General features: G+C 65.0%; 15 protein-coding genes. 9 read left to right on the plus strand and 6 right to left on the minus strand.

Annotated features, from left to right (window positions below; genetic code table 11):
* Nucleotides 1-7 precede the first annotated feature (7 nt).
* The 4 genes from GNK13_RS21765 (at nt 8) to GNK13_RS15530 (ending at nt 6,455) form a co-directional block, all read left to right on the plus strand.
* Nucleotides 8-190, plus strand: coding sequence for a hypothetical protein (locus tag GNK13_RS21765; protein WP_235935220.1), 183 nt, complete (start codon nt 8-10; stop codon nt 188-190).
* Nucleotides 187-2,202: a vWA domain-containing protein gene (locus GNK13_RS15520; protein WP_164103465.1), complete on the plus strand. Its 2,016-nt coding sequence runs from the start codon at nt 187-189 to the stop codon at nt 2,200-2,202. Before GNK13_RS21765 ends, GNK13_RS15520 begins: the two co-directional genes overlap by 4 nt.
* A 15-nt stretch (nt 2,203-2,217) precedes the next feature.
* The gene (locus tag GNK13_RS15525) at nt 2,218-4,839 is read left to right on the plus strand and encodes a VWA domain-containing protein (RefSeq protein WP_164103466.1); all 2,622 of its coding nucleotides are present in this window, start codon (nt 2,218-2,220) and stop codon (nt 4,837-4,839) included.
* A gap of 146 nt (nt 4,840-4,985) precedes the next feature.
* On the plus strand, nt 4,986-6,455 hold the full coding sequence (locus GNK13_RS15530; RefSeq protein ID WP_164103467.1) for a hypothetical protein: 1,470 nt from the start codon (nt 4,986-4,988) through the stop codon (nt 6,453-6,455).
* 15 nt (nt 6,456-6,470) lie between these two features.
* Here GNK13_RS15530 and hisB read toward each other — a convergent pair whose 3' ends face one another.
* The 3 genes from hisB to hisD form a co-directional block, all read right to left on the minus strand.
* Nucleotides 6,471-7,058 carry an imidazoleglycerol-phosphate dehydratase HisB gene (gene hisB, locus GNK13_RS15535; RefSeq protein ID WP_164103468.1) on the minus strand — a complete coding sequence of 196 codons (588 nt, stop codon included), beginning with the start codon at nt 7,056-7,058 and terminating at the stop codon, nt 6,471-6,473.
* A 364-nt stretch (nt 7,059-7,422) separates the two neighbouring features.
* The gene (gene hisC / locus GNK13_RS15540) at nt 7,423-8,511 is read right to left on the minus strand and encodes a histidinol-phosphate transaminase (protein ID WP_164103469.1); all 1,089 of its coding nucleotides are present in this window, start codon (nt 8,509-8,511) and stop codon (nt 7,423-7,425) included.
* 39 nt (nt 8,512-8,550) lie between these two features.
* A complete protein-coding gene (gene hisD, locus GNK13_RS15545) occupies nt 8,551-9,918 on the minus strand; it encodes a histidinol dehydrogenase (protein ID WP_164103470.1) in 1,368 nt (455 codons plus the stop codon).
* A 201-nt stretch (nt 9,919-10,119) separates the two neighbouring features.
* Between hisD and GNK13_RS15550 the strand changes: the two genes are divergently transcribed.
* The 4 genes from GNK13_RS15550 to GNK13_RS15565 all read left to right on the plus strand — a co-directional run bounded on the left by GNK13_RS15550 (nt 10,120) and on the right by GNK13_RS15565 (nt 16,545).
* Nucleotides 10,120-11,850 carry a hypothetical protein gene (locus GNK13_RS15550; protein WP_164103471.1) on the plus strand — a complete coding sequence of 577 codons (1,731 nt, stop codon included), beginning with the start codon at nt 10,120-10,122 and terminating at the stop codon, nt 11,848-11,850.
* 117 nt (nt 11,851-11,967) lie between these two features.
* On the plus strand, nt 11,968-13,401 hold the full coding sequence (locus tag GNK13_RS15555; protein WP_164103472.1) for a c-type cytochrome: 1,434 nt from the start codon (nt 11,968-11,970) through the stop codon (nt 13,399-13,401).
* 107 nt (nt 13,402-13,508) lie between these two features.
* On the plus strand, nt 13,509-14,867 hold the full coding sequence (thiC, locus tag GNK13_RS15560; RefSeq protein ID WP_164103473.1) for a phosphomethylpyrimidine synthase ThiC: 1,359 nt from the start codon (nt 13,509-13,511) through the stop codon (nt 14,865-14,867).
* A gap of 343 nt (nt 14,868-15,210) precedes the next feature.
* Entirely contained in the window at nt 15,211-16,545 is a 1,335-nt protein-coding gene (locus GNK13_RS15565) for an MFS transporter (protein WP_164103474.1), read from the plus strand.
* A 271-nt stretch (nt 16,546-16,816) separates the two neighbouring features.
* On the opposite strand, the gene GNK13_RS15570 is transcribed toward GNK13_RS15565, so the two are convergent.
* From GNK13_RS15570 to thrC, 3 genes are read right to left on the minus strand one after another with little or no spacing between them, the layout of a single operon-like run.
* A complete protein-coding gene (locus tag GNK13_RS15570; RefSeq protein ID WP_164103475.1) occupies nt 16,817-17,182 on the minus strand; it encodes a hypothetical protein in 366 nt (121 codons plus the stop codon).
* Nucleotides 17,183-17,191: 9 nt separating this feature from the next.
* A complete protein-coding gene (gene dapB / locus GNK13_RS15575) occupies nt 17,192-17,992 on the minus strand; it encodes a 4-hydroxy-tetrahydrodipicolinate reductase (RefSeq protein ID WP_164103476.1) in 801 nt (266 codons plus the stop codon).
* A complete protein-coding gene (gene thrC, locus GNK13_RS15580; RefSeq protein ID WP_164103477.1) occupies nt 17,992-19,425 on the minus strand; it encodes a threonine synthase in 1,434 nt (477 codons plus the stop codon). Before thrC ends, dapB begins: the two co-directional genes overlap by 1 nt.
* A gap of 563 nt (nt 19,426-19,988) precedes the next feature.
* On the opposite strand from thrC, the gene recA reads away from it, so the two are divergent.
* Nucleotides 19,989-21,050: a recombinase RecA gene (gene recA / locus GNK13_RS15585; RefSeq protein WP_235935243.1), complete on the plus strand. Its 1,062-nt coding sequence runs from the start codon at nt 19,989-19,991 to the stop codon at nt 21,048-21,050.
* The last annotated feature ends 16 nt before the right edge of the window (nt 21,051-21,066 follow it).

The raw sequence follows: 21,066 nt of genomic DNA on the forward strand, positions 1-21,066 counted from the left end.
CGGAGACGTGCGGCGGGTGATCGTCACCGAGCGGCTGCGGCGCCAGTACCGCCAGCGGTTCGAGGCCTTTTTGGAGTCGATCCAAACCTACTGCCGCGGGTATGGGCTCAGCTGCACGCGGAGCACCACCGAGGTCCCCTTCGATCAACTGATACTGCGGATGATGCGGTCCGCGGGAGTAACCCAGTGATCGGTTTCGCCGGAGTTCCAGGAAGCGGGCTTGCTGGGCCAATCGCCCAAGTCCAGCTGGCCGCCCCGCAGCTGGCCCTGTGGGGGCTGTTGGCGGTGCCGATCATCGCGCTGTTCATCCTCCGCGTGCGGCTGCGGCGAGAGCCCGTGTCGACGCTGCTGTTCTGGGATCAGTTGCTCGACGACCGCCGCCGCCGCGCGTGGTGGCAGCGGCTGCGGAGTCCTTTGTCGCTGCTGCTGCAATTACTGTTGTTGGGGTTGGTGGTCGCGGCGCTGGTCGATCCCCTGTGGGCTTGGCAAGCCGCTCAGCCACGGCGAGTGGTGTTGGTCGTCGACAATTCGGCCAGCATGAATGCGAGGCTCCCGGGCGACGCAACGGATCGCCTGGAAGAAGCTCGCGAGGCGGCCGCTTCGATCGTTCGCTCGCTGCGTGACCGCGACCGGATGGCGGTCGTGACTGCCGGCGGATTGCCGCGGGTTCACTTGGGCATGACCGACGATCTCCGCCGGCTGCGAACAGCCGTCGCAACCGTTCCCGCGACCGACGCTCCCGACCAATTGGCCGCCGCTGTGACGCTCGCTCGGCAGCTCCTGGCCAGCGAGAAATTCAGCAACGCGGAGAGCGAAATCATCGTCCTGACCGACGGCGGCAGCGGCACGAAACTCTCCACCAAAGAGTCGGCCGGCAGCCAAGAGGCCAGCAGTGAGGCTGCCAGCAGCGAAGGAGCCAGTGCGGCTCCCCCGGTGACCTTCTATGGCCTTGGGCGGGCCGCCGACAACGTGGCGATCACCGCGTTCCAGGTTCGCCGCAGCGTTGCCGATGCGCTCAGTTACCAAATCTTGGTCGAGGTTTCCAACTTCAGCCGCACCGCCGTCGAGCGACGATTGGAGATCGATTTAGAGCAGTCGCCGGTCGATGTCGTGCCGCTGCAGTTGGACGCGGGGCAGGTCTGGCGGCAGACGCTCGACCACACTTCGATCGAGGGTGGAGAGCTGGTCGCCCGCTTGGTCGCTCCTGCCGCTACCAGTGATGTAGAACCCGCCGACTCAGAACCCGCGGATGCGCTTTCGAGCGACGACGTGGCTCGGGCCGTGCTGCCGCGGCGGGATCCGGTTCCGGTGGTGCTCGTCACGCCAGGCAACCTGTTTCTACAAAACGTGTTGGCGGCGATTCCCGGAGTGGCGTTGACGGTCACGCTCGAGGTGCCGGCGGAGATCCCGGCTGGCGGAATTTTGGTGCTGCACCGCACGGTGCCCGACGAGCTGCCGCCGGGAGCGGTGCTGGTGATCCACCCCGAGAAGTCGAACGAGCTGTGGCAGATTGGCGACGAGCTCGCTTCGCCGCTGGTGTTTGGGCAGACCGAGGAGACACCGCTGCTGGCCCACTTGCGACTGCAGAACGTGGCGCTCGCGGGGGCTCGCCGGCTGGAATTCTCGGTCGAGGCCGAGCCGTTGCTCGCGTCGCCGACCGAGGCACCGCTGTACGCTCGGCTGTCGCGGCCGGAGGGGGAGGTGCTGGTCTTGGACGCGGAGCTGGAGCAGGGGGATTTGCCGCTCCGGATCGCCTTTCCGGTGATGATGAAGAACGCGGTGGAGTGGTTTCTGGGAACCAAGGGGGAGCTGCAGCCGGCACTCGCCACAGGCCAGTCGACCGTGATCCGCGCTCCGGCCCAGGGGGCGGCGTGGCTGCTTCGCTCCCCACGCGGCGAGACGTTCCCGCTCTCGACCGACTCCGACCGCTTGTCGATCGGCCCACTGCCGCAGACCGGCGTGTGGAGGGTCGAGCCGCGGGACGATCGCGAGCGGGGCGATCGCGAGCGGGTCGTCGCCTTGGCGGTGAATTTGACGAGTGCCGCCGAGAGCGATCTGCGGGAGGCTTCGGATTTCGCGCCGCCGCCGGCCGCCACGTTGGCGGGCGTGGGGGGCTATTCGATGTGGATTTATCTCGCGGCGCTGGCGGTGATCGGTTTGGTCGGCGAATGGATTTTGTACCAACGCCGCGTGGTTGCTTAACGGTTTGGAGTGACGATGTTCGGATCGGAATTTTCGCTCGAGCTGTGGCGACCCGGGTGGCTGGTCGGACTGCTGCTGCTCGGCGTGCTGTGGTGGTTCTACCGTTACAGCCTCAGCGACTTTTCCTGTGGGCAGCGGCGGTTGTCGCTCGCGGTCCGGTCGGCGGTGGTCGTGCTGTTGGTCTTGGCCGCGGCCGGATTGACCGCCCGGACGGTAACGCGGCAGCGAATGACGGTGGTCGCTGTCGATCACAGTTTGAGCGTCGATGAATCGGCTGCGGAGAAAGTTCAAGAGCTCGCCGAGCAACTGCGGCGAGCGGCGGCGAGCAACCAGCGACTGGCCTTCCTGCGGTTCGCTGCCGCTCCAGAGCCAGTGGACGATTCGGAAGACGCGGTCGATCGATGGGCGGAACAGCCACTGAGCGATGAGCAGCGGAGTGGGACCGATCTGGCCGCGGCCATCCGTGTGGCCGCCGCGGCGATCGAGCCGGAGTACGTGCCGGATGTGGTGATTCTCTCCGACGGAAATCCGACCAGCGGAGATGCGGTAGCGGCAGCGGCGGCCGCAGGGGTTCCAGTCCACACGATTTCGTTGCCCGTTCGCGACGAGCCCGAGATTCAGCTCAGCGAGGTGTTGCTGCCGGCCCAGGTCCGCGAGGGAGAACCGTTCCATGTCGAGATTGTGGTGCGGTCGAACGTGGCGGGGCCCGCGACGCTCGACTTGTACCGCGACGACATCCGCGTCCAGGACGGGGAGGCGGGACAGAGCGTGACGCTCAAGGAAGGCGAAAATCGCTTTCGCATTCGGCAAACGATCGAGGACGCGCGGCAGACCGAGTACACCGCACGCGTCGAGTCCTCCCGCGATACGCTGCTCGACAACAACGCGGCGAGCGGTTTGGTCTTTGCCGCCGGCCGCCCCTCGGTGCTGGTTTGCGACTCCTCAGGGGACGCGACCGACGCGTTCCGCTGGGCGCTCGAGGAACAAGACATCCGGGTCGAAGTGCGAGACCCCGAGGGATTGCCACGCGACTTGGCCGAGCTGCAAAAGTTCGATTGCTTGGTGCTGAGCAACGTCCCGGCCACCGCGATGAGCGTCCGCCAGATGGAGCTGATTCGCAGCTACGTGCAGGACCTCGGCGGCGGGCTGGTGATGACCGGCGGCGACCAGGCTTTCGGGCTGGGGGGCTACTACAAAACGACGCTCGAAGAGATCCTGCCGGTCCGCAGCAATTTTGAGAAGGAACGCGAAAAGCCGAGCCTGGCGATGGTCCTGGTGATCGATAAATCGGGATCGATGGGAGGCCAAAAAATCGAGCTGGCCAAAGACGCTGCCAAAGCGGCCGTCGAATTGCTGGGGCCTCGCGACGCCGTGGGGGTGATCGCCTTTGACGGTTCGAGCAACTGGGTCAGCCCGCTGCAGAACGGCTCGTCGCAAGGAGCGATCCTCGACCGGATCAGCTCGATTCAGGCTAGCGGCGGGACGAGCATCTATCCGGCGCTGGCCGACGCCCACGACGCGCTGCTCGCTGCGTCCGCGAAGCTCAAGCACGTGATTCTGCTGACCGACGGTCACAGCAGCCCAGGGGATTTTGAAGGTTTGGCGACCGATATGTCGGCGGCACGGATGACGATCAGCACCGTCGCGGTGGGGCAGGAAGCCGACGATCAGCTGCTCGAGCAGTTGGCCGAGATCGGCCGCGGCCGCTACTACCACTGCGACGACCCGGCGTCGGTCCCTCAGGTTTTTGCCAAGGAGACAGTGGAGGCCAGCAAGTCGGCGATCAATGAACTGCCGTTCCTGCCCCAACTCGTCCGCCCAACGGCTGTGCTCGGGGGACTGGAGTTGGAGGCCGCGCCGTTGCTGCTCGGCTACGTCGTGACGCGTCCCAAACCGACCAGCGAATTCATTTTGGCCAGCGAAGCGGGAGATCCGCTGCTGGTGTGGTGGCGGTATGGATTGGGGATGACCGTGGCCTTCACTTCGGACATCGGCCCCCGCTGGTCCGCTGAGTGGCTCTCGTGGCCTGAGTTTGGCACGTTCTGGGCCCAGACGATTCGCCACGCGATGCGGAAGTCGGATGCCGCCGGAGCCTTTGTCGAAGTGGTTCGCGAGGAGGACCAAGCTCGCATCGTTCTCGATTCGGTCGATCCGGTGGACAATTTCGTGAACGACGCACCCACGACGCTGACGCTGATCCGGCCAGGCCAAGTCGCCGAGCGGATGGAGATGCAGCCGACCGCACCGGGACGCTACGAGGCGAAGTTTCCCGCCGACGCTCGAGGGGCTTACCTGATGGAGATCAGCCAGGACCGCGGGGGCGAAATGATGCGGCAAAACCGTGGGCTGGTCGTGGGGTATCCCACTGAGTTGCGGCTGCAGAGCGTCGACCGCGACTTGCTGCGGCAGATCGCCGAAATTTCCGGAGGGCGGTTGGAGCCGACGCCTGCGGAGCTGACCGCCGCGGATGGACGCTCGGCTCGCCGCCGGGTCGCGCTCTGGCCGTGGCTGCTGATCGTCGCGTTGTTGCTGTTCGTCTTGGACGTCGCCCTCCGCCGAATCGATTTCGCTCGGCTGCCGCGAGTGCGAACAGAAAAGTCTTCCCCGGTGGTACCCGACCCCGTACCATCAGGGTAGGTCCTGGTCCATTCGAGTAGGGGCCATTCGAGTAGGGGCCATTCGAGTAGGGGCCATCAGAGTAGGGGCCATCAGAGTAGGGGCCATCAGAGTAGGGTCCAGCAGGATCGCTGGTCCTCCGCCTCCCATTCTCCGGAGCGCCTTCCATGTTGCCAGACGTCCGCTCTCGATTGCGTCCCGTTCGCCGTCGCATGCACCGCATGCAGTTATGGCGAGCGGCCACGGCTGGCTTGGCTGTGGGGTCACTCGTGGGGACCGTCGCCGCGGTGTTGTGGCGAAGTGGCATCATCGACTCCTGGTGGCCGGCGGTGGCTGCCGGACCGCTCGCTGCTCTCCTGGCGCTCGCCGCGGGAGCGGTGGTCCGTCCGAGTTGGCGAGCCGCCGCGGCAGCCGTCGATGCTCATTACGCTCTTAAGGACCGAGCGGTCACGGCGCTCCGCTTCGCCGCGGATCTCCGCGACGACTCGCTCCGCCGGTTGCAGGTCCGCGAGACGCTCGAGCATCTCCAGAGCATCGACGCTCGGGCCGCGGTCCCGCAGATCGGCACGCGCTGGACGCCCGTCGCGATCGGAGCCGTCGGGGCGCTGGTGGCCGTGCTGCTGATTCCACTCAGCAATCCACAGCCGGTGGTCGCGGTGGCGGCGCTGCCAGTCGTGCTCGAGCAAGCCGACGAGCTCGAAGCGACGATGCTCGAGGAGCTGCGGGAATTGGCCGAGCAGCAGCAGGAGCCGGAGCTGGAAGAGTTGACCGACGAGCTGGAGGAGCTGGTCGAGCAACTGCGGCGTCCTGAGACCGATCAGCGTCAGGCCCTGGCGACGCTCTCCGAGATGCAGCAAGCGCTGCAAGCGGCGATGGGGAAGTTCGATCTCCAGCAAGTCGACACGGCGCTGCAGGAGATCGCCGCGGCGATGGAGCCAGCCGAAGCGATGCGGGCGATCGCCGAAGCGCTCCAAAAAGGAGACTACGATTCGGCGGCCGACCAGCTCGAACAATTCGACTCGGCCCAGCTGAACCAGAAGGAACGCCGAGCCGTCGCCGCGAGCCTCGCGAAACTCGCCCAAGGACTCGAAAAAGGACGGCAGGGTCAGCTGAGCGAAGCGACTGGAGAAATGGCTGAAGGGATCAAGAACAACGACGCGTCGCAGTGTAAAGGCGGTGCCTGCAAGCTGGCCGGGCTCTGCCGCAAGCAATCGCTCCGCAAGAAGATCGGCCAGTGCCTCGGCTCGCAGCTGAATCGGCTGAGTCTCTGCAAGGGTGCCTGCCAAGGGGGCAAGAATGGCAGCAACAATGTCGCCAAATCCGATTCGCCCTCCAGCAACTGGGGCACCGGCGCCTCGAACGATCCGCTCGGCGACGAACGCACGCAGCTCGACAGCGGTCGCGAGCAACTGGAGGTGACTGGTACGGCGGGCGAGGGTCCGAGCGACCGCGAGATCACCACCGCCCCGGAAGCGAGCCAGCAAGCCCGCCGCGGCTACCGCGAGCGATATGCCGAGTACCGCCGGCAAGCTGAAGAAGTGCTCGACAGCGAACCGCTGCCGCTGGGCTATCGGCAAACCGTGCAAACCTACTTCGAAAGCATTCGCCCCAGCGGCGAGGAGGTGAGCGAGGAGTAGTTCGCGTCCGCTTGCCTACAGCACGCCTTTGGTGCTGGGGATGGCGTCGCTGCGGGGGTCGCTTTCGACGGCCATCCGCAGGGCTCGGGCGGTGGCTTTGAAGATGCCTTCGGCGATGTGATGCGAGTTGCGGCCGTGGTGCAGCACGACGTGCAGATTGCAGCGGGCGTTGGCCGCGAACGATTGCCAAAAGTGCTCGACCAGCTCGCTGTCAAAGGTCCCAATCTTGGGAGCGGCGATCGGGGCGTGGTACTCGAAAGCGTATCGCCCGCCGACATCGATCGCCGAGGTCACCAAGACTTCGTCCATCGGCAGCGTGAAGTGCCCGTAGCGGCGAATTCCGGCGCGGTTGCCAACTGCCTCATCGACCGCTTGGCCGAGACAGATCCCCACGTCCTCGGCCGTGTGGTGGTCGTCGACATGCAGATCCCCCTGGGCCGCGACCTCGAGATCGACGAGCGCATGCCGAGCGAACAGGTCGAGCATGTGGTCGAGAAACCCGATCCCCGTCGACCGCTGGCCCGCTCCGGAGCCATCGAGATTCAAAGCCAAACGGATGTCGGTCTCACCCGTCTTGCGAACAATTTCAGCGGTGCGTTTCACGGGAGTCGTTGGGGGGTGGGGGGTAGTGAGGCTGTGTTTTCTGGCCCCCTCTCCCCCGAAGGGAATCGCGGCATCCGCCCGGCTCTCGTCCCAAACGATTTCGCGATTCACTTTGGGGGAGAGGGTCGGGGTGAGGGGGAACGCGGCCGGCAACCGGCCGCTGTGGATGTTTCGGCTCTCGGCGTGTTTGTAATGCGGAGATTTGGGTGGTGTGGGCCGCATGAGAGGCCCCCTCACCCTAACCCTCTCCCCCGAACGGATCGCGGCAAAGTGGCGTGTTCACGTTGAGTTTCTCCCGCGATCCGTTCGGGGGAGAGGGGACTGGAAGATTCCTGCTCTCACCCATTTCACGCCTCAGTCCCTTCTAACCGCCTGCCTCGGCGAGGGCCCGCTGCAGAACCGTCAGGCAGGCATCGATTTGGGCTTCGGTGCCGACGCTGATTCGCAGCCCATCTCCCCAGCCGGGGAAGTCCATGTACCGCACCAAGACCTGATTGCGTTTCAGGAATTCGTGCAACTGTTTATGGGAAAACCGCGGGTGCTGGCACCACACGAAGTTGGCTTGCGACGGCGTGACGTCGAAGCCGAGCTCGGCGAGCCGCGCCGCCAGACGCTCGCGGGTGGCGAGAATCTGGCGGCGATTTTCGGCTTGCCACTCCGTCGCTCCGATCGCCGCCGTGGCTGCGGCGATCGAGAGCGCATCGCAGTTGTAACTGTCTTTGATCTTTCCCAGTTCGGCAATCAGCTGCGGCTGGGCCAGGGCGAATCCAAAACGCAGCCCAGCCAGCGAGTAGGCCTTGCTGAGCGTGCGGGTGATGATGATTTTGTCGCTCTGCTGCAGCAGGCTCAGGCAGTTCGTGTCAGCGAAGTCGGCATACGCTTCGTCGACGACCAAAGGGCAGGGGAGCGACTCGGCGATCCGCAGCACCTCGTCGGGCGGAACGACCGTCCCGCTGGGGCTGTTCGGATTCGGGAGGAAGGCCAGCTTCAGCGATTCGTCTCCTTCGCTGAACGCGGCCGGCAGCTTCCATCCACTTTCAAACGGAATCTGCTCCCACGCCGCCCCTTGGATGTCGGCCAAGGTGCGGTACAGGATGTAGCTCGGATAGGGCAGCCGCAGCCGCTGGCCTTCGCCGACAAAACCGCGGACCAGGATCGTGAGGATCTCGTCGCTGCCATTGCCCGCCAACACCCAGTCGGGACCGGGTAGAGCAAGCACTTCGGCGGCTCGTCGGCGGAACGCGAGCGCGGTCGGTTCGGGATACCGCTGCAGACCGCTGTGGGCCGCCGCGGTGATCGCATCGATGACCGCCTGCGGGGGAGGGTAGGCATTTTCGTTCGTGTTCAATTTCACGAACTTGCCCCCCTGCGGTTGCTCGCCCGGGAGGTAGGGCTGCATCCGCGCAAGAGCCTGGCGAAAGGGAGAGGTGGGGCTAGGGCTGGGCTGGGTCATGCGAGGTGAACGGGGAGGGGCTGGAGTCTGAGTACTGAGTCAGTCGGACGTCCGGATGCGGACGCTTTGGGCGTGGCCGGTGAGGCCTTCCTTTTCGGCGATCGTCGTGACGTCGGGCGCGATCTGGCTGAGCGCCGCCTGATTGAACTCGATCACGCTGCCGCTGCGGAGAAAGTCATTGGACGAGAGTCCCGCGGCCCAGCGGGCGGTGCCGCCGGTGGGGAGGACATGGCTCGGACCAGCTGCGTAATCGCCCAGAGCGACCGGGGTGTAGTGGCCGAGGAAGGCGGCGCCGCTGTTCCGGATGTTCGCGATCACCCGCCGCGGATCGGCGGTTTGAATGTGCAGGTGCTCCGGAGCGAACTGGTCGGTCAGCTCACAGGCTTGGGCTTCGTCGCGGACGTGGATCAGGGCTCCGAAAGCTTCGAGCGAATCGACCGTCAGTTCTCCACGCTCGAGGCCGGCGACCTGGCGACCGAGTTCCTCGTAGACCGCATCGAGCAGCGACTCGCTCCAGGAGATCAGGATCGACGAACCCGGCGAGTGCTCGGCCTGGGCCAGCAGATCGGCGGCGATGAAGTCGGCCCGCGCCGTCTCGTCGGCAATCACGATTACTTCGCTCGGGCCGGCGATCGAATCGATGTCAACGTGCCCGTAGACCTGCTTCTTCGCCAAAGCGACGAACAAATTGCCGGGGCCGACGATCTTGTCGACCGCCGGAACCGCATCGCATCCGTAGGCCATCGCGGCGACCGCTTGCGCCCCGCCCATCCGATAGACTTCGGTGACTCCCAACTCGTGGCACGTCGCCAGCATGTCGGTGTTGTAGGCTCCGAACGGCGTCGGTGGGGCGACGACGGCGATCTCGTCGACTCCAGCCACCTGGGCCGGGATGACCGTCATCAGCACGGTCGATGGATAAGCCGCCGCGCCACCGGGAACGCAGACGCCGATCCGCCGCAGGGGCACGTACCGCTGCTGGAGCCGGACGCCGGGCTGCGGTTCGGTGGTCACGTCGCGGTGGAGGATCGCCGACTGAAACTGGCGGACGTTGTCGCGAATCCGGCGGACCGCGTCGAGCAGCTGCGGGTCGGCCGCCGCATGGGCCTGGGCGAGCGCTTCGGCCGGCACGCGGAGGTCGGCGGCGGTGAAGTCGGCTTTGTCGAGTGCCGCACCGTAGCGGAGCAGGGCAGCGGTCCCTTCCTCGGCCACATCCCGGCAGATCCGAGCAACGACCTGAACCGGCGTCAGCGGCTCGCCAAACACCTCCTCGGTCAGCGCACGGCCACGCGGGCTGACCACGTCCCCTTGGGGGCTGAGCCGGGTGCGGAGCTCGTCGAGGATTCCCGTGGCCGAATCGCCACGGGCGTCCACGCGTCGGATGTTCAGCTGGTCGGTCGCGGTCATCGCAGTCGTGCAGGCAGTGGTATGGAGGGGGGAGAGGTGCGGCGAAGGGCAGAGGTGCGCGGGCGGCAGTTGTCTCGCTCGAAGCACCCATCATAGGTGCCGGGCACTCTTTGGACACTGCCGCTTTGCTGCTACCGTGGAGCAAAGCGGCTCGCTCTTCCTGCCTTGGCTTTCACCCCTTCGATCCACTGTCCCCCACCGATGACCGACTCGCGCCGCGATTGGGGGACGACCACGTCCTTGGCTGTCGCACTGCTGGCGGCGCTCGTCGCGATTCTGCTCCGCATCCCAGCGGCCAGCGAGAGCCTGTGGGTCGACGAACTGCACTCGGCCTGGGCGGTGTGGGGCGAGTGGGAGGAGGTGAAGACGCGAGCGGCGTGGGGCAATCAGACGCCGTGGTACTTTTACGCCTTGTGGGGCTGGCGGAATTGGCTCGGCGACTCGGAGCTGATCCTCCGCCTGCCGTCGATGCTGGCGACAGCTCTCGCCTCGGCGGTGCTCGTCCTCGGAGTTGCCCGCAATGGTGGAGGGCTGCTCGGCGGAGCCATTGCCGGAGTGCTTCTAGCGGTCGACCGCAACGCGATTTTTTTCGGGACCGAGACGCGGCCCTATGCCGGCACGATCCTGGCCGTGGCCGTGGCGACTTGGGCTGCCGCCGAACTGCGACGTGCGGAGCTATTGCGCACTGGCGCAGGGAAAGTTTGGTGGGGGCGGGGCGGTTTGCTGCTCGCCTGCTTCGCGGGCTTTCTGGGGCACGCCACGGCGGCGATCCCGTTGGCCGTTCTCGCCACGACGCTGTTTGCTTGGCCGCTCAGAGACCGCGGGCAACTCAGAGAACGCGGGCAACTCAGAGAACGCGGGCAACGAAGCTGGAGAAGCCTGGTTAAATCGCGGCCCTATTCACCGGGAGTGTTTGTAGCGGTCGTGGTCGCGATGGCGTCGGTGCTGTGGATCAACGCCGAAGTCATTTTTCGCGTCTGGTCCGATCGGGCGCAGTGGAATGCGTTCGGACGTCCGCGATTCTTTCAGGAGCTGTGGACGATCTGGCCCTGGACGTGGCTGGTGCTGGTCCCGTTCGGCTTTTGGCGGGCGGTGAACTTTCTCAGCCGCGAGCCTCGTCAAAGTGTCCCCCCGGAGCAAGGCGAGGCCGATTGGAAGCGATCCCCCACTGCGTTGCTGGCGCCGGTGCTGGCGGCGGCATTGCTCGCGACGGCTCTCGGGTGGGCGGTCAGCTGCTTGGGGATCGCTCCGGTTTGGCACCGGCGATTCCTGATCGGGGTGCTGCCGCTGCTGTGTTGGGCTGCGGGTGGTTACTGGGGGGCGAGTGCGAGCCGGCTCACGCAGCGGCGGCGGATGCGATTCCTCTGGGGTTCGCTGCTGATGATGCTGGTTGCCGTAGGCGGCTTGATGTTCGAGCAGGGGACGCTGGCGGAGCTGAGCGATGCTGATTTCACCTGGGTCCGTCGCGGCGAGGATTGGCGGGGTGCGGTCGCCTACGTGAATCAGCATCGCGAGCCTGGCGAGCCGGTGTTCGTCGCAGCGGAACTGCTCGAGTCGGCAGCGCTCGATTCTTTACCTGCGCTCGATCCATCGCCGGCTCAGGCGACTGGCATGGAAAGGCGTCCCGAGCCGAGTCCGGAAATGATCGAGTATCTGCGGTATCCGGTCACGGGTCCGTATCGAGTGGAGGGAGCGATCCCACTCGGCCGCCAACCCGAGGTGATTCGTGGCGCGATCGCAGCCGAGTTCACCCGCCGCGGGGCGGCGCGTGGAGGGTGGGTTCTGCTTCGCCGCATCGAACCGCACGCCCGCATGATCCTGCCGGCGAGTCCTATCGGCAGCGAGCCGAGTGGAATCCGCTTCCAGACGATCGACTCGCAGGCGTTTGGCGGCGTGACGGTGGTCCGCGTCGGGGTCGCCGAGCGCCTCTGAAGGGGCTTTTGCGTTGTCCGGCTCCGCCGCCAGCCGGTAGGATGCTTCGAGGGCCCCTCGTCGTCGTGGCGCAGCGGTCTCGAACTTCCTCATGCGGTTTCAGGAGGAGTCACTGCCGTGTTCAGCCGTTGGACATCCGTCGCACTCTTGGTCGGGCTGACGGTTCTCGGCGGATTCGCTGCGGGAACCATCGGTGGTGGGGAACCTGCTGGAGATGCGGGGGCTGTGGAGGATGAGGTTGTTCGTGATGCTGGGGCTGCCAGCCGCGGCTATCGGTTCCTGACCGAGAAGCCCTACCTGCCGATCGATTTCACCGAGGAAGCGTTCGCGGCGATCTGGCAGTCGTGGCCGGAACCGCTGCGCTCCGAGGCTGCGGCGATGACGCCCGAGGAGCGGCGACGGGTGGCGTTTGAGCGCTACGGGTTGACCGAACGGCCTTTGACTGAGCCCACGGGGGACGAGCGACCGCTGCAGTACGTGGTCGACGCCGAGGGGCAGTGGACGATGAACTGCTTCTCGTGCCATGGCGGGAGCGTGTATGGAACGCCCTATCCGGGAGCGCCCAACAACGGCTTCGCTCTGCAGACGCTGACCGAAGAGATTCGCCGCACGAAGCTTCGCATCGGCGAGCCGCTGACCCGGATGGACCTCGGTTCGCTGCTGATGCCGCTGGGGACGACCGTGGGCCGGACCAACGCGGTGATGTTCGGGGTGGCGGTGATGCATTACCGCGACGAAGCGCTGAACGTGCTCAGCGACGTGGGGCCTCCGCAGTTCACTCACCACGACATGGACGCGCCGCCGTGGTGGCATTTTTATAAGCGTCCGAACATTTACATCGATGGGTTTGCCGAGCGGGGCCATCGCGGGCTGATGCAATTCATGCTGGTCCGCGAGAATGGTCCGGAGAAGTTTCGGGAGTGGGAAGCCGACTTTCGCGATGTCTACGCCTACCTGATGTCGCTTCGTCCTCCGGTTTACGAAGGCCCGATTGACGAGCGGCTCGCCGAGCAGGGACGGGTGGTCTTTGAGGCTTCCTGTGCCGAGTGCCACGGAACGTACGGTGCGGAATCGGCGTACCCGAACCGCGTCGTGGCGATCGAAGAGCTGGGAACCGATCCGGTGCGGCTTGCAGCGCTGCCGGCGGCTGGGCGAGCGAAATACGGGCGGAGCTGGTTTGCCCACGCGGGCGAACCGGAACAGCAACAGACGGTCGTCGAACCCGATGGCTATCTCGCGCCGCCGCTCGACGGCGTCTGGGCCAGCCCCCCCTATTTTCACAACGGCAGCGTTCCCACGCTGTGGCATGTGTTGCATCCCGAAGAGCGGCCGGTCGTGTGGCGGCGGTCAGCCGTGGAGATTGACTCCGAGCGGATCGGGTTCCAGATCGAGGAGGTCGACCGCGTGCCGCTCGATGAACCCGACATCGCCGTCCGCCGCCAGTACTTTGACACCCGCCAACTGGGCAAGAGTGCTGCCGGGCACGATTTCCCGAGCGCCCTGAGTGAAGCCGAGCGGCGGGCGGTACTCGAGTATCTCAAGACCCTGTAGCTACTGTTGACTTTCGGTGGCTTGCGGTACAACAAAAACAAACCATCTGCCACTTTCGCTGCCTCGCTTGCGGGGCCAGCGACTTCGCTTCGGAGTTTGCTTTAGCCATGACCACCACTCAACTGCTCGCGGCCCGCGCCGGTCAAGTCACTCCGGAGATGGAGTTCGTCGCCAAACGCGAAGAGCTGCCCGTTGAAACGATCCGCGAAGAAGTGGCTGCCGGGCGGATGGTGATCCCCGCCAATAAGGTCCACGCCGCCGGGGCGCTCGAGCCGATGGCGATCGGGATCGCCGCCAAATGCAAGATCAACGCCAACATCGGCAACAGTGCGGTGACCAGCAACGTCGAAGAGGAGCTGGACAAACTGCACACGGCCGTCCACTTCGGCGCCGACACCGTGATGGATTTGTCGACCGGCAAGGACATCGACAACATCCGCCGCAAGATCATCGAAAAGTCCCCCGTCCCGATCGGCACCGTGCCGATCTACCAGATGCTCGAAGAGCTGGGCGGAAACATCGAAGACATGCGGGCTCAGCACTTCTTGGACATGATCGAGCACCAGGCGAAGCAGGGGGTCGACTACATGACCGTCCACTGCGGCGTGAAGCTCGAGCACTTGCACCTGAGCGTCAACCGCGTCACCGGGATCGTCAGCCGAGGCGGCTCGCTGATCGCCAAGTGGATGATGGCGCACCAAAAGCAGAACCCGCTCTACGACGCGTTCGACGACCTCTGCGACATCATGCGGCAGTACGACGTCACCTGGTCGCTCGGCGACGGGATGCGGCCCGGTTCGATCGCCGATGCCTCCGACGCGGCCCAGTTCGCTGAGCTGGAAGTCCTCGGCGAACTGACGCGGCGGGGCCAAGAGAACGGCACCCAAGTGATGGTCGAAGGACCGGGGCACATCCCGATGCACCAGATCGAGATGAACATCAAGAAGCAGATCGAGCTCTGCAACGGCGCCCCCTTCTACGTCCTCGGCCCGCTCGTCACCGACATCGCTCCGGGATACGACCACATCACCAGCGCGATCGGGGCGGCGATGGCCGGCTGGCACGGAGCGGCGATGCTCTGCTACGTGACTCCCAAAGAACACCTCGGGTTGCCCAACCGCGAGGACGTCAAGCAAGGCGTGATCGCGTATAAGATTTCGGCCCACGCGGCCGACGTGGCCCGCGGTCGCAAGGGAGCCCAGGATCGCGACGACGCGCTCTCACGAGCCCGCTTCGCGTTCGACTGGAAGGAGCAGTTCCGGCTCTCGCTCGACCCCGAAACGGCCCAGGCCTACCACGACGAGACGCTTCCGCAGGACACGTTCAAAAGCGCCCACTTCTGCAGCATGTGCGGCCCCAAGTACTGCTCGATGAAGATCACCGAAGACATCCGCAAGATGGCGTCGGAGAACAAGCTGGTCGAGATCGGCGGCAAAGCCAGCGACGAAGCCTCGACGGCCGGGTAAAGGTAGCCGGTAGCCGGTAGCCGGTAGCCGGTAGCCGGTAGCCGGTAGCCGGTAGCCGGTAGCCGGTAGCCGGTAGCCGGTAGCCGGTAGTAGGATGCGCAAAATCGCCTGAGGCTGAGCCCTTTCAAGAAATCACCCTCCCCCCGGGAGGGTCGGGCTCTCGGGCCCGGGGAGGGCTGGTCGAATGGAGTCGAACGGAGGATCTCAAGGTGCCGGAGGCCCTCCCCGCTCGTTCCTAGCGGCCCTCCCGGGGGGAGGGTGATGTGCAGACGATCCAACGGCGCCCGGCGGCTGATGAAGAAGAGTTTCCCTCCCTGTTTCGACTCCTGGCAGATTCCGCTCGATGGACAAAACGCCCGCCGCCGACCCGAACGATCGGCTCCGCGAGCGGTCGTTCGTCGGGTTTGTGATCACCCAGTTCCTGGGAGCCTTCAACGACAACCTGTACAAGCAGCTGATGCTCCTGCTGGCGATTCCGGTCGCCGTGGCTGGGGCCGCGGCTGCTGAGCCCGAAGCGGCCAAGGGGGTCGATCTGCAGGGAATCGCCACCGTCACGTTTGGGATCCCCTTCGTCATCTTCGGGGGCTTTGCCGGCTATCTCGCCGATCGCTACAGCAAGCGGCGGATCATCGTGCTCTGCAAAGTGGCCGAGATCGTCATCATGGGGATGGGTGTGGCGGCGTTCTATTACGCGCCGGTGCTGGGCTTTGCCGGACTGTGGCTGGTGCTGTTTTTGATGGGGCTGCAGAGCACGTTTTTTGGGCCGGGCAAGTACGGGATTCTTCCCGAGATGTTGCCGCGAAGTGCGTTGCCGCGGGCCAACGGGATCGTGCTGATGACGACCTTCATCGCGATCATCATCGGCACCGCCGTGGCCGGTCCGCTCAAGGACTCGGTGGTCGATCCCGATCTACCACGGCTCGAGGCGGCCGCCTCCCTCTGGATCGCCTCGCTCGTCTGCGTCGGGATCGCGATTCTTGGAACCTTCTCCAGTCTGCTCGTCCGCCGCGTTCCGGTCGCCGAACCGGAGCTGCAACTGCGGGCCGAGTACTTAACGGTACCGCGGCCGATGCGGGAGCTGCTCCGCCGCGACCGCCCGCTGGTCAAAGCGCTCGTGGCGTCCTGTATCTTCTGGTTGATCGCCGGTTTGACGCTGCAGTCGGTCAATTCGCTCGGCAAAGTCCAGTTGCTGTTGAGCGATACGAAGACGAGCCTGCTGGTCTCGCTGATCAGCGTGGGGATTGCTGGAGGAGCGGTGTTGGCCGGATGGATGAGCCGCCAGAGTGCTGACAACCGGGTGATTCAAATCGGGATGTGGGGCACCGTACTGTGGTGCGTGCTGCTGGCGATCTCAATCCCCGGCCGCGGCCACCTGCTCGGCTTCGGCGGATCGATTCCGGTGCTGATTCTGCTCGGTGCGGCAGCGGCGTTTTTCGCGATTCCGATCCAAGTCTTTTTGCAGGATCGGCCGCCGGCGGAGCTCAAGGGGCGGATGATCGCGGTCATGAATCAGGCCAACTTTCTCGCGATCGTGATGGCCGGAATTCTCTACCAGATTCTGGACCGCGTGATCGCTGCGGCCGATTGGCCCCGCAGCATGCTGTTCGCCGTGATGGCCCTGCTGTTCCTCCCGGTGGCCATCTTTTTCCGCCTCGACTCCGACGAACCGGCGCCATAGTCGCCTTTCGCGCTTCATCAGCCGCCACGCGCTAGCGTCCGGTTCTCACGGCGCTCGCAGGAACCGGGGGCTAGCGCCCGGCGGCTGATAGGGTCCGCGAAAGTTGCTCAGACACGCTACTTTCGCGCTTCATCAGCCGCCACGCGCTAGCGTCCGGTTCTCACGGCGCTTTCGGGAACCGGGGGCTAGCGCCCGGCGGCTGATAGGGTCCGCGAAAGTTGCGGAGGTACGCTACTTTCGCGGAGCGAAAGGCGACTATGGCGACTCTGATTCACCCTTCGTATTTGCGGCGGGCGTCGGGGAGCGGGTAGCTGGTGACGTCGCGGTCGCCTCCGGTCGACTCGAGTTCCAGTAGCCGCACAAAGCCAGCCGTCACGTCTCGGCGACGCTGAGCGACATAGTCCGGATCGAGATGGTTGAGGCTGAAGGGACCTTCGACGTGGACCGGTTCGAAGGCTGGGTGATCGATGAACTGGGCGAGCACCGGATTGCACCGCAGATGCCGCTCGGGAGTCGTGTGCAGCACTTCGGGGTCGACTTCGCCGATCACGTACCGCAGATACAGCTCGCTCTCCCGCAGGTGTTCGACGTCGCCGCCGCAGACGTCGCAACGGTAGCCTTCTTCGCAGCGCGCCATCGGAGCAGCTCAGCTCATTCCGAGCACGTCGAACATCGAGTACAGCCCGGGCGGCTTGCCAGCTAGCCAAGCGGCTGCGGCCAGCGCTCCGGCGGCGTAGCTGTCGCGATTCGAAGCGGCGACGCGAAGCTCGAGCGTTTCGCCGAGCATTCCAAAGACGATCGTGTGTTCGCCCGGATTGTCGCCGACGCGGACCGCGTGGTACCCGATCTCGTTCCGCCCTCGCTGGCCCGTTTTGCCTTCGCGGCCGTGGACGTGCTGGGCCGGCTGCTTCATCTGGGCGGCGATCAGCTCACCGAACTTAAGTGCCGTGCCGCTCGGGGCGTCTTCCTTGAAGCGGTGATGGCGTTCGATAATCTCGACGTCGATTCCGCCATTGACGTCTTGCAAGGCGGCGGTGGCTTGTTCGGCCAGCCGCATCGTCAGGTTGACCGCCATGCTCATGCTCGGCGCCCAGACGATCGGGATGTGCCGGGAGGCCTGCTCGAGCCGGCTTTTCTGTTCCGCTTCGAGCCCGGTCGTCGCGACCACCAAGCCGCACTCCAGCCGCAAGCATTCGGCCGTGACGCCATCGACCGCGTCGGGGAGCGAGAAGTCGATCGCCACGTCGAGCCCTTCGGGCCACTCGCTCGAGAGGGGCACGCCCGTCGGATCGACTCCGGCGAGCGAGCCGACATCTTGGCCGAGCGAGGAGTGGGCCGGGTGTTCCACTGCGGCAACGAGATCGAAGCGAGGGTCGGTGGTGGCCAGCGCCACCACGCGGCGTCCCATGCGTCCAGCGGCACCGTGGACGGCGAGCAATTGCGTCATTACGAATACAGTCGGATAGCTTTGATGATGTCGTCCAATTCGTTCGGCACCGGCACCGCTCGGTTGGCAAAGTTGGCCGTGGTGACGCCGCGGCTGCCGAGGACCGAGTTGAACACTTCCTGGTCAGTCGTGTGGTAAGCCACCGTCGCCGTCGGGTCCTTCAGCTCGTGGCCGGTGAGGATGCAGACGACGCGGTCGCTCGGAGCGATTACGCCCTCGCGGCGGAGCAGTTTGGCACCGGCGACGCTCGCTGCCGAGGCCGGTTCGCAGCCAAACCCACCCGCCCCGACGCGCGATTTGGCGTCGAGGATCTCTTGGTCGCTGACTTGCCGCACCACGCCGTCCATGAAGTCGAGTGCCCGCAGGCATTTTTTCAGGTTCACCGGACGGTTGATCTCGATGGCGCTGGCGATCGTGTCGGCTCGCAACGCCTCGCGGTCCATGTGGTCGTTGTAAGCCCGGATCGGGTCCATGTCGACGTTGCCGCTGTTCCAGCGAACGCCGCGACGCTCGACCAACTCGTGCAGCGTGTCGGCCCCGCTAGCGTTGATCACCGCCAACCGCGGGACGCGGTCGATCAGCCCGTGCTGTTTGAGCTCCATGAACGCTTTGCCAAAAGCGCTGCTGTTGCCGAGGTTTCCGCCGGGGACGACGATCCAGTCGGGGACTTCCCAGCGGAGCGCCTCGAGGACCCGGTACATGATCGTCTTCTGGCCTTCGAGCCGAAACGGATTGACGCTGTTGACCAGATAGATCCCCAGCTCTTGCGTGATCTGCTTGACGCGAAGCATTGCGTCGTCGAAGTCGCCCGCGATTTGGATCGTCAGGGCGCCGTAGTCGAGCGCCTGGCTCAGCTTGCCGTACGAAATCTTGCCGCTGCCGATGAAGATCACCGCCTTCATCAACTGCGTCGCGCTGCAGTAGAGGGCCAGCGAGGCGCTGGTGTTGCCGGTCGAAGCGCAGGCGGCTCGCTTGGCGCCCATCATGTGGGCGTGAGTGAACGCGGCGCACATCCCGTTGTCTTTAAAGCTGCCCGAGGGATTCATCCCTTCGTACTGCAGGTGCAGTCGCCCGGCGTCCATCCCCACGTACTTGCCGACCGCGTCGGTTTGCTGCAGCAGCGTCTGCCCTTCGCCGACGGTGATCACTTGGTCGGTCGGCACGAAGGGGAGCAGTTCGTGGAACCGCCACACACCGCTGAACCGCACCGGATCGTGCCGCCGCGACCACATCGCTTCGAACTCGTTCATCCGGCTCGGGAGCCCGGCACGATCCCAGTCGTAGTCGACGTCCAGCAGGTCGCCACAGCGGTCACAACTGGTCCGCACGCTGCGCGCCTCGTAGGTCGCACCGCAAGACGGATTGATGCATCGCTGGAAGGCCAGATCGGTGCCGGTGGCACGGGCGTTGTGGCTTTCTGCCGATCGGAGCATGACGTTCCTCGGAGGGCTCCCGCTACGGGACGAACAGCCGGACTGCTGCGTTCGGCTTACCTAATAGAGATAGATCGGTGCGAGCGCAGAATCGCTCGACACGAACTGGGCGTATTCTAAACCGATTGCGTAAAATTTTCACGAGCCGCCCGACCGTTCTCGCCGCCTTCGAGGTCGCTTTATCAGCCGCCACGCGCTAGCGTCCGGTTTTGACAGCGTTCGGAGGAACCGGGGGCTAGCGCCCGGCGGCTGATGGGATGAAACGGACCTGCCGCACGCTTTCGCAACTTTTTTTCAATTTCTTTGTCGCCCTGTGACCGAACGTGTCCGGTTGACTGCGAAGTATGAAGTGTACCGGGAGTTGAACCCACCGAAGACCTGCTGAAGATTCTGGAAAAGTTGTCGGGATTTCAGTTGAAGGGGACGGCGGAACTCGGTTACTATCCGGGTGTTCAGTGCAAGCAATGGGTCTAGCTAGGGACGACAGAAATATGGCCAAAAAAGCCAAAGCTCAGGGGCAGACCGGCAACGCGGTCAAACGAGACTCTCAAACCGATGTCGCCATGAAAGCCGTGCTGGCTCGCGAGCCAGGGCTGAAGACGACGCTGCAGCAGATCGAAAAGGCGTTCGGCGACGGCGCGATCATGCCGCTCGGCGGTTCGCAGCAACTAGCTGTCCAGGGGATTGCCACCGGCAGCCTCAGCCTCGACATGGCGCTCGGCGGGTACGGGATTCCCCGCGGCCGCATCATCGAAGTCTTTGGGCCGGAGTCGAGCGGTAAAACGACGCTCGCTCTGCACGTCGCGGCCGAAGCGCAGAAGGAAGGCGGGATTGCGGCGATCATCGACGCCGAACACGCCTTCGATCCAAGCTGGGCGAAAAAGCTCGGGGTCGAGCTGGACACCTTGCTGGTCAGCCAGCCGGGAAGCGGTGAAGAGGCGATGCAGATCTGCGAGATGCTGGTCAAGAGCAACGCGGTCGACGTGATCGTGGTCGACTCGGTCGCCGCCCTGGTGCCGCGAGCGGAACTCGAAGGCGAGATCGGTGACAGCCACGTCGGTCTGCAGGCTCGCTTGATGAGCCAAGCGATGCGGAAGCTGACCGGAGCGATCGCCAAGAGCAAATGCGCGGTGATCTTCATCAACCAGATCCGTGAAAAGATCGGCGTGATGTTCGGCAGCCCCGAAACGACCCCCGGCGGTCGCGCCCTCAAGTTCTACTGCTCGTGCCGAATCGACGTCCGCCGGATCGGCGCGCTCAAGGATGGCGAAGAGCAGGTCGGCCAGCGGGTGCGGGCCAAAATCGTCAAGAACAAGGTGGCTCCGCCGTTCCGGATCGCCGAGTTCGATATGATGCACAGCAACGGGATCAGCTACGAAGGCGACTTGCTCGACCTGGGCACGACCCACAAAGTCGTCGACCGCAGCGGATCGTGGTTCAAGTACGGCGATACGTACCTCGGCCAGGGCAAGGAAAAGGCCCGCAACTTCCTGATCGAAAACCCCGACGTGGCCGACCTGATCAAGCAGAAGGTTCTGGCCGCCGGCGGATACGCCGGACCCGAAGGGGCCCACGAGGTCGGAGCCGAGGAAGAGGAACCGGTCGCCGCCGAAGAGAACAGCTGAGGCTCCGAGATTCCCT

The organism is Candidatus Laterigemmans baculatus, from assembly GCF_010367455.1.
Lineage (GTDB): Bacteria > Planctomycetota > Planctomycetia > Pirellulales > Pirellulaceae > Laterigemmans > Laterigemmans baculatus.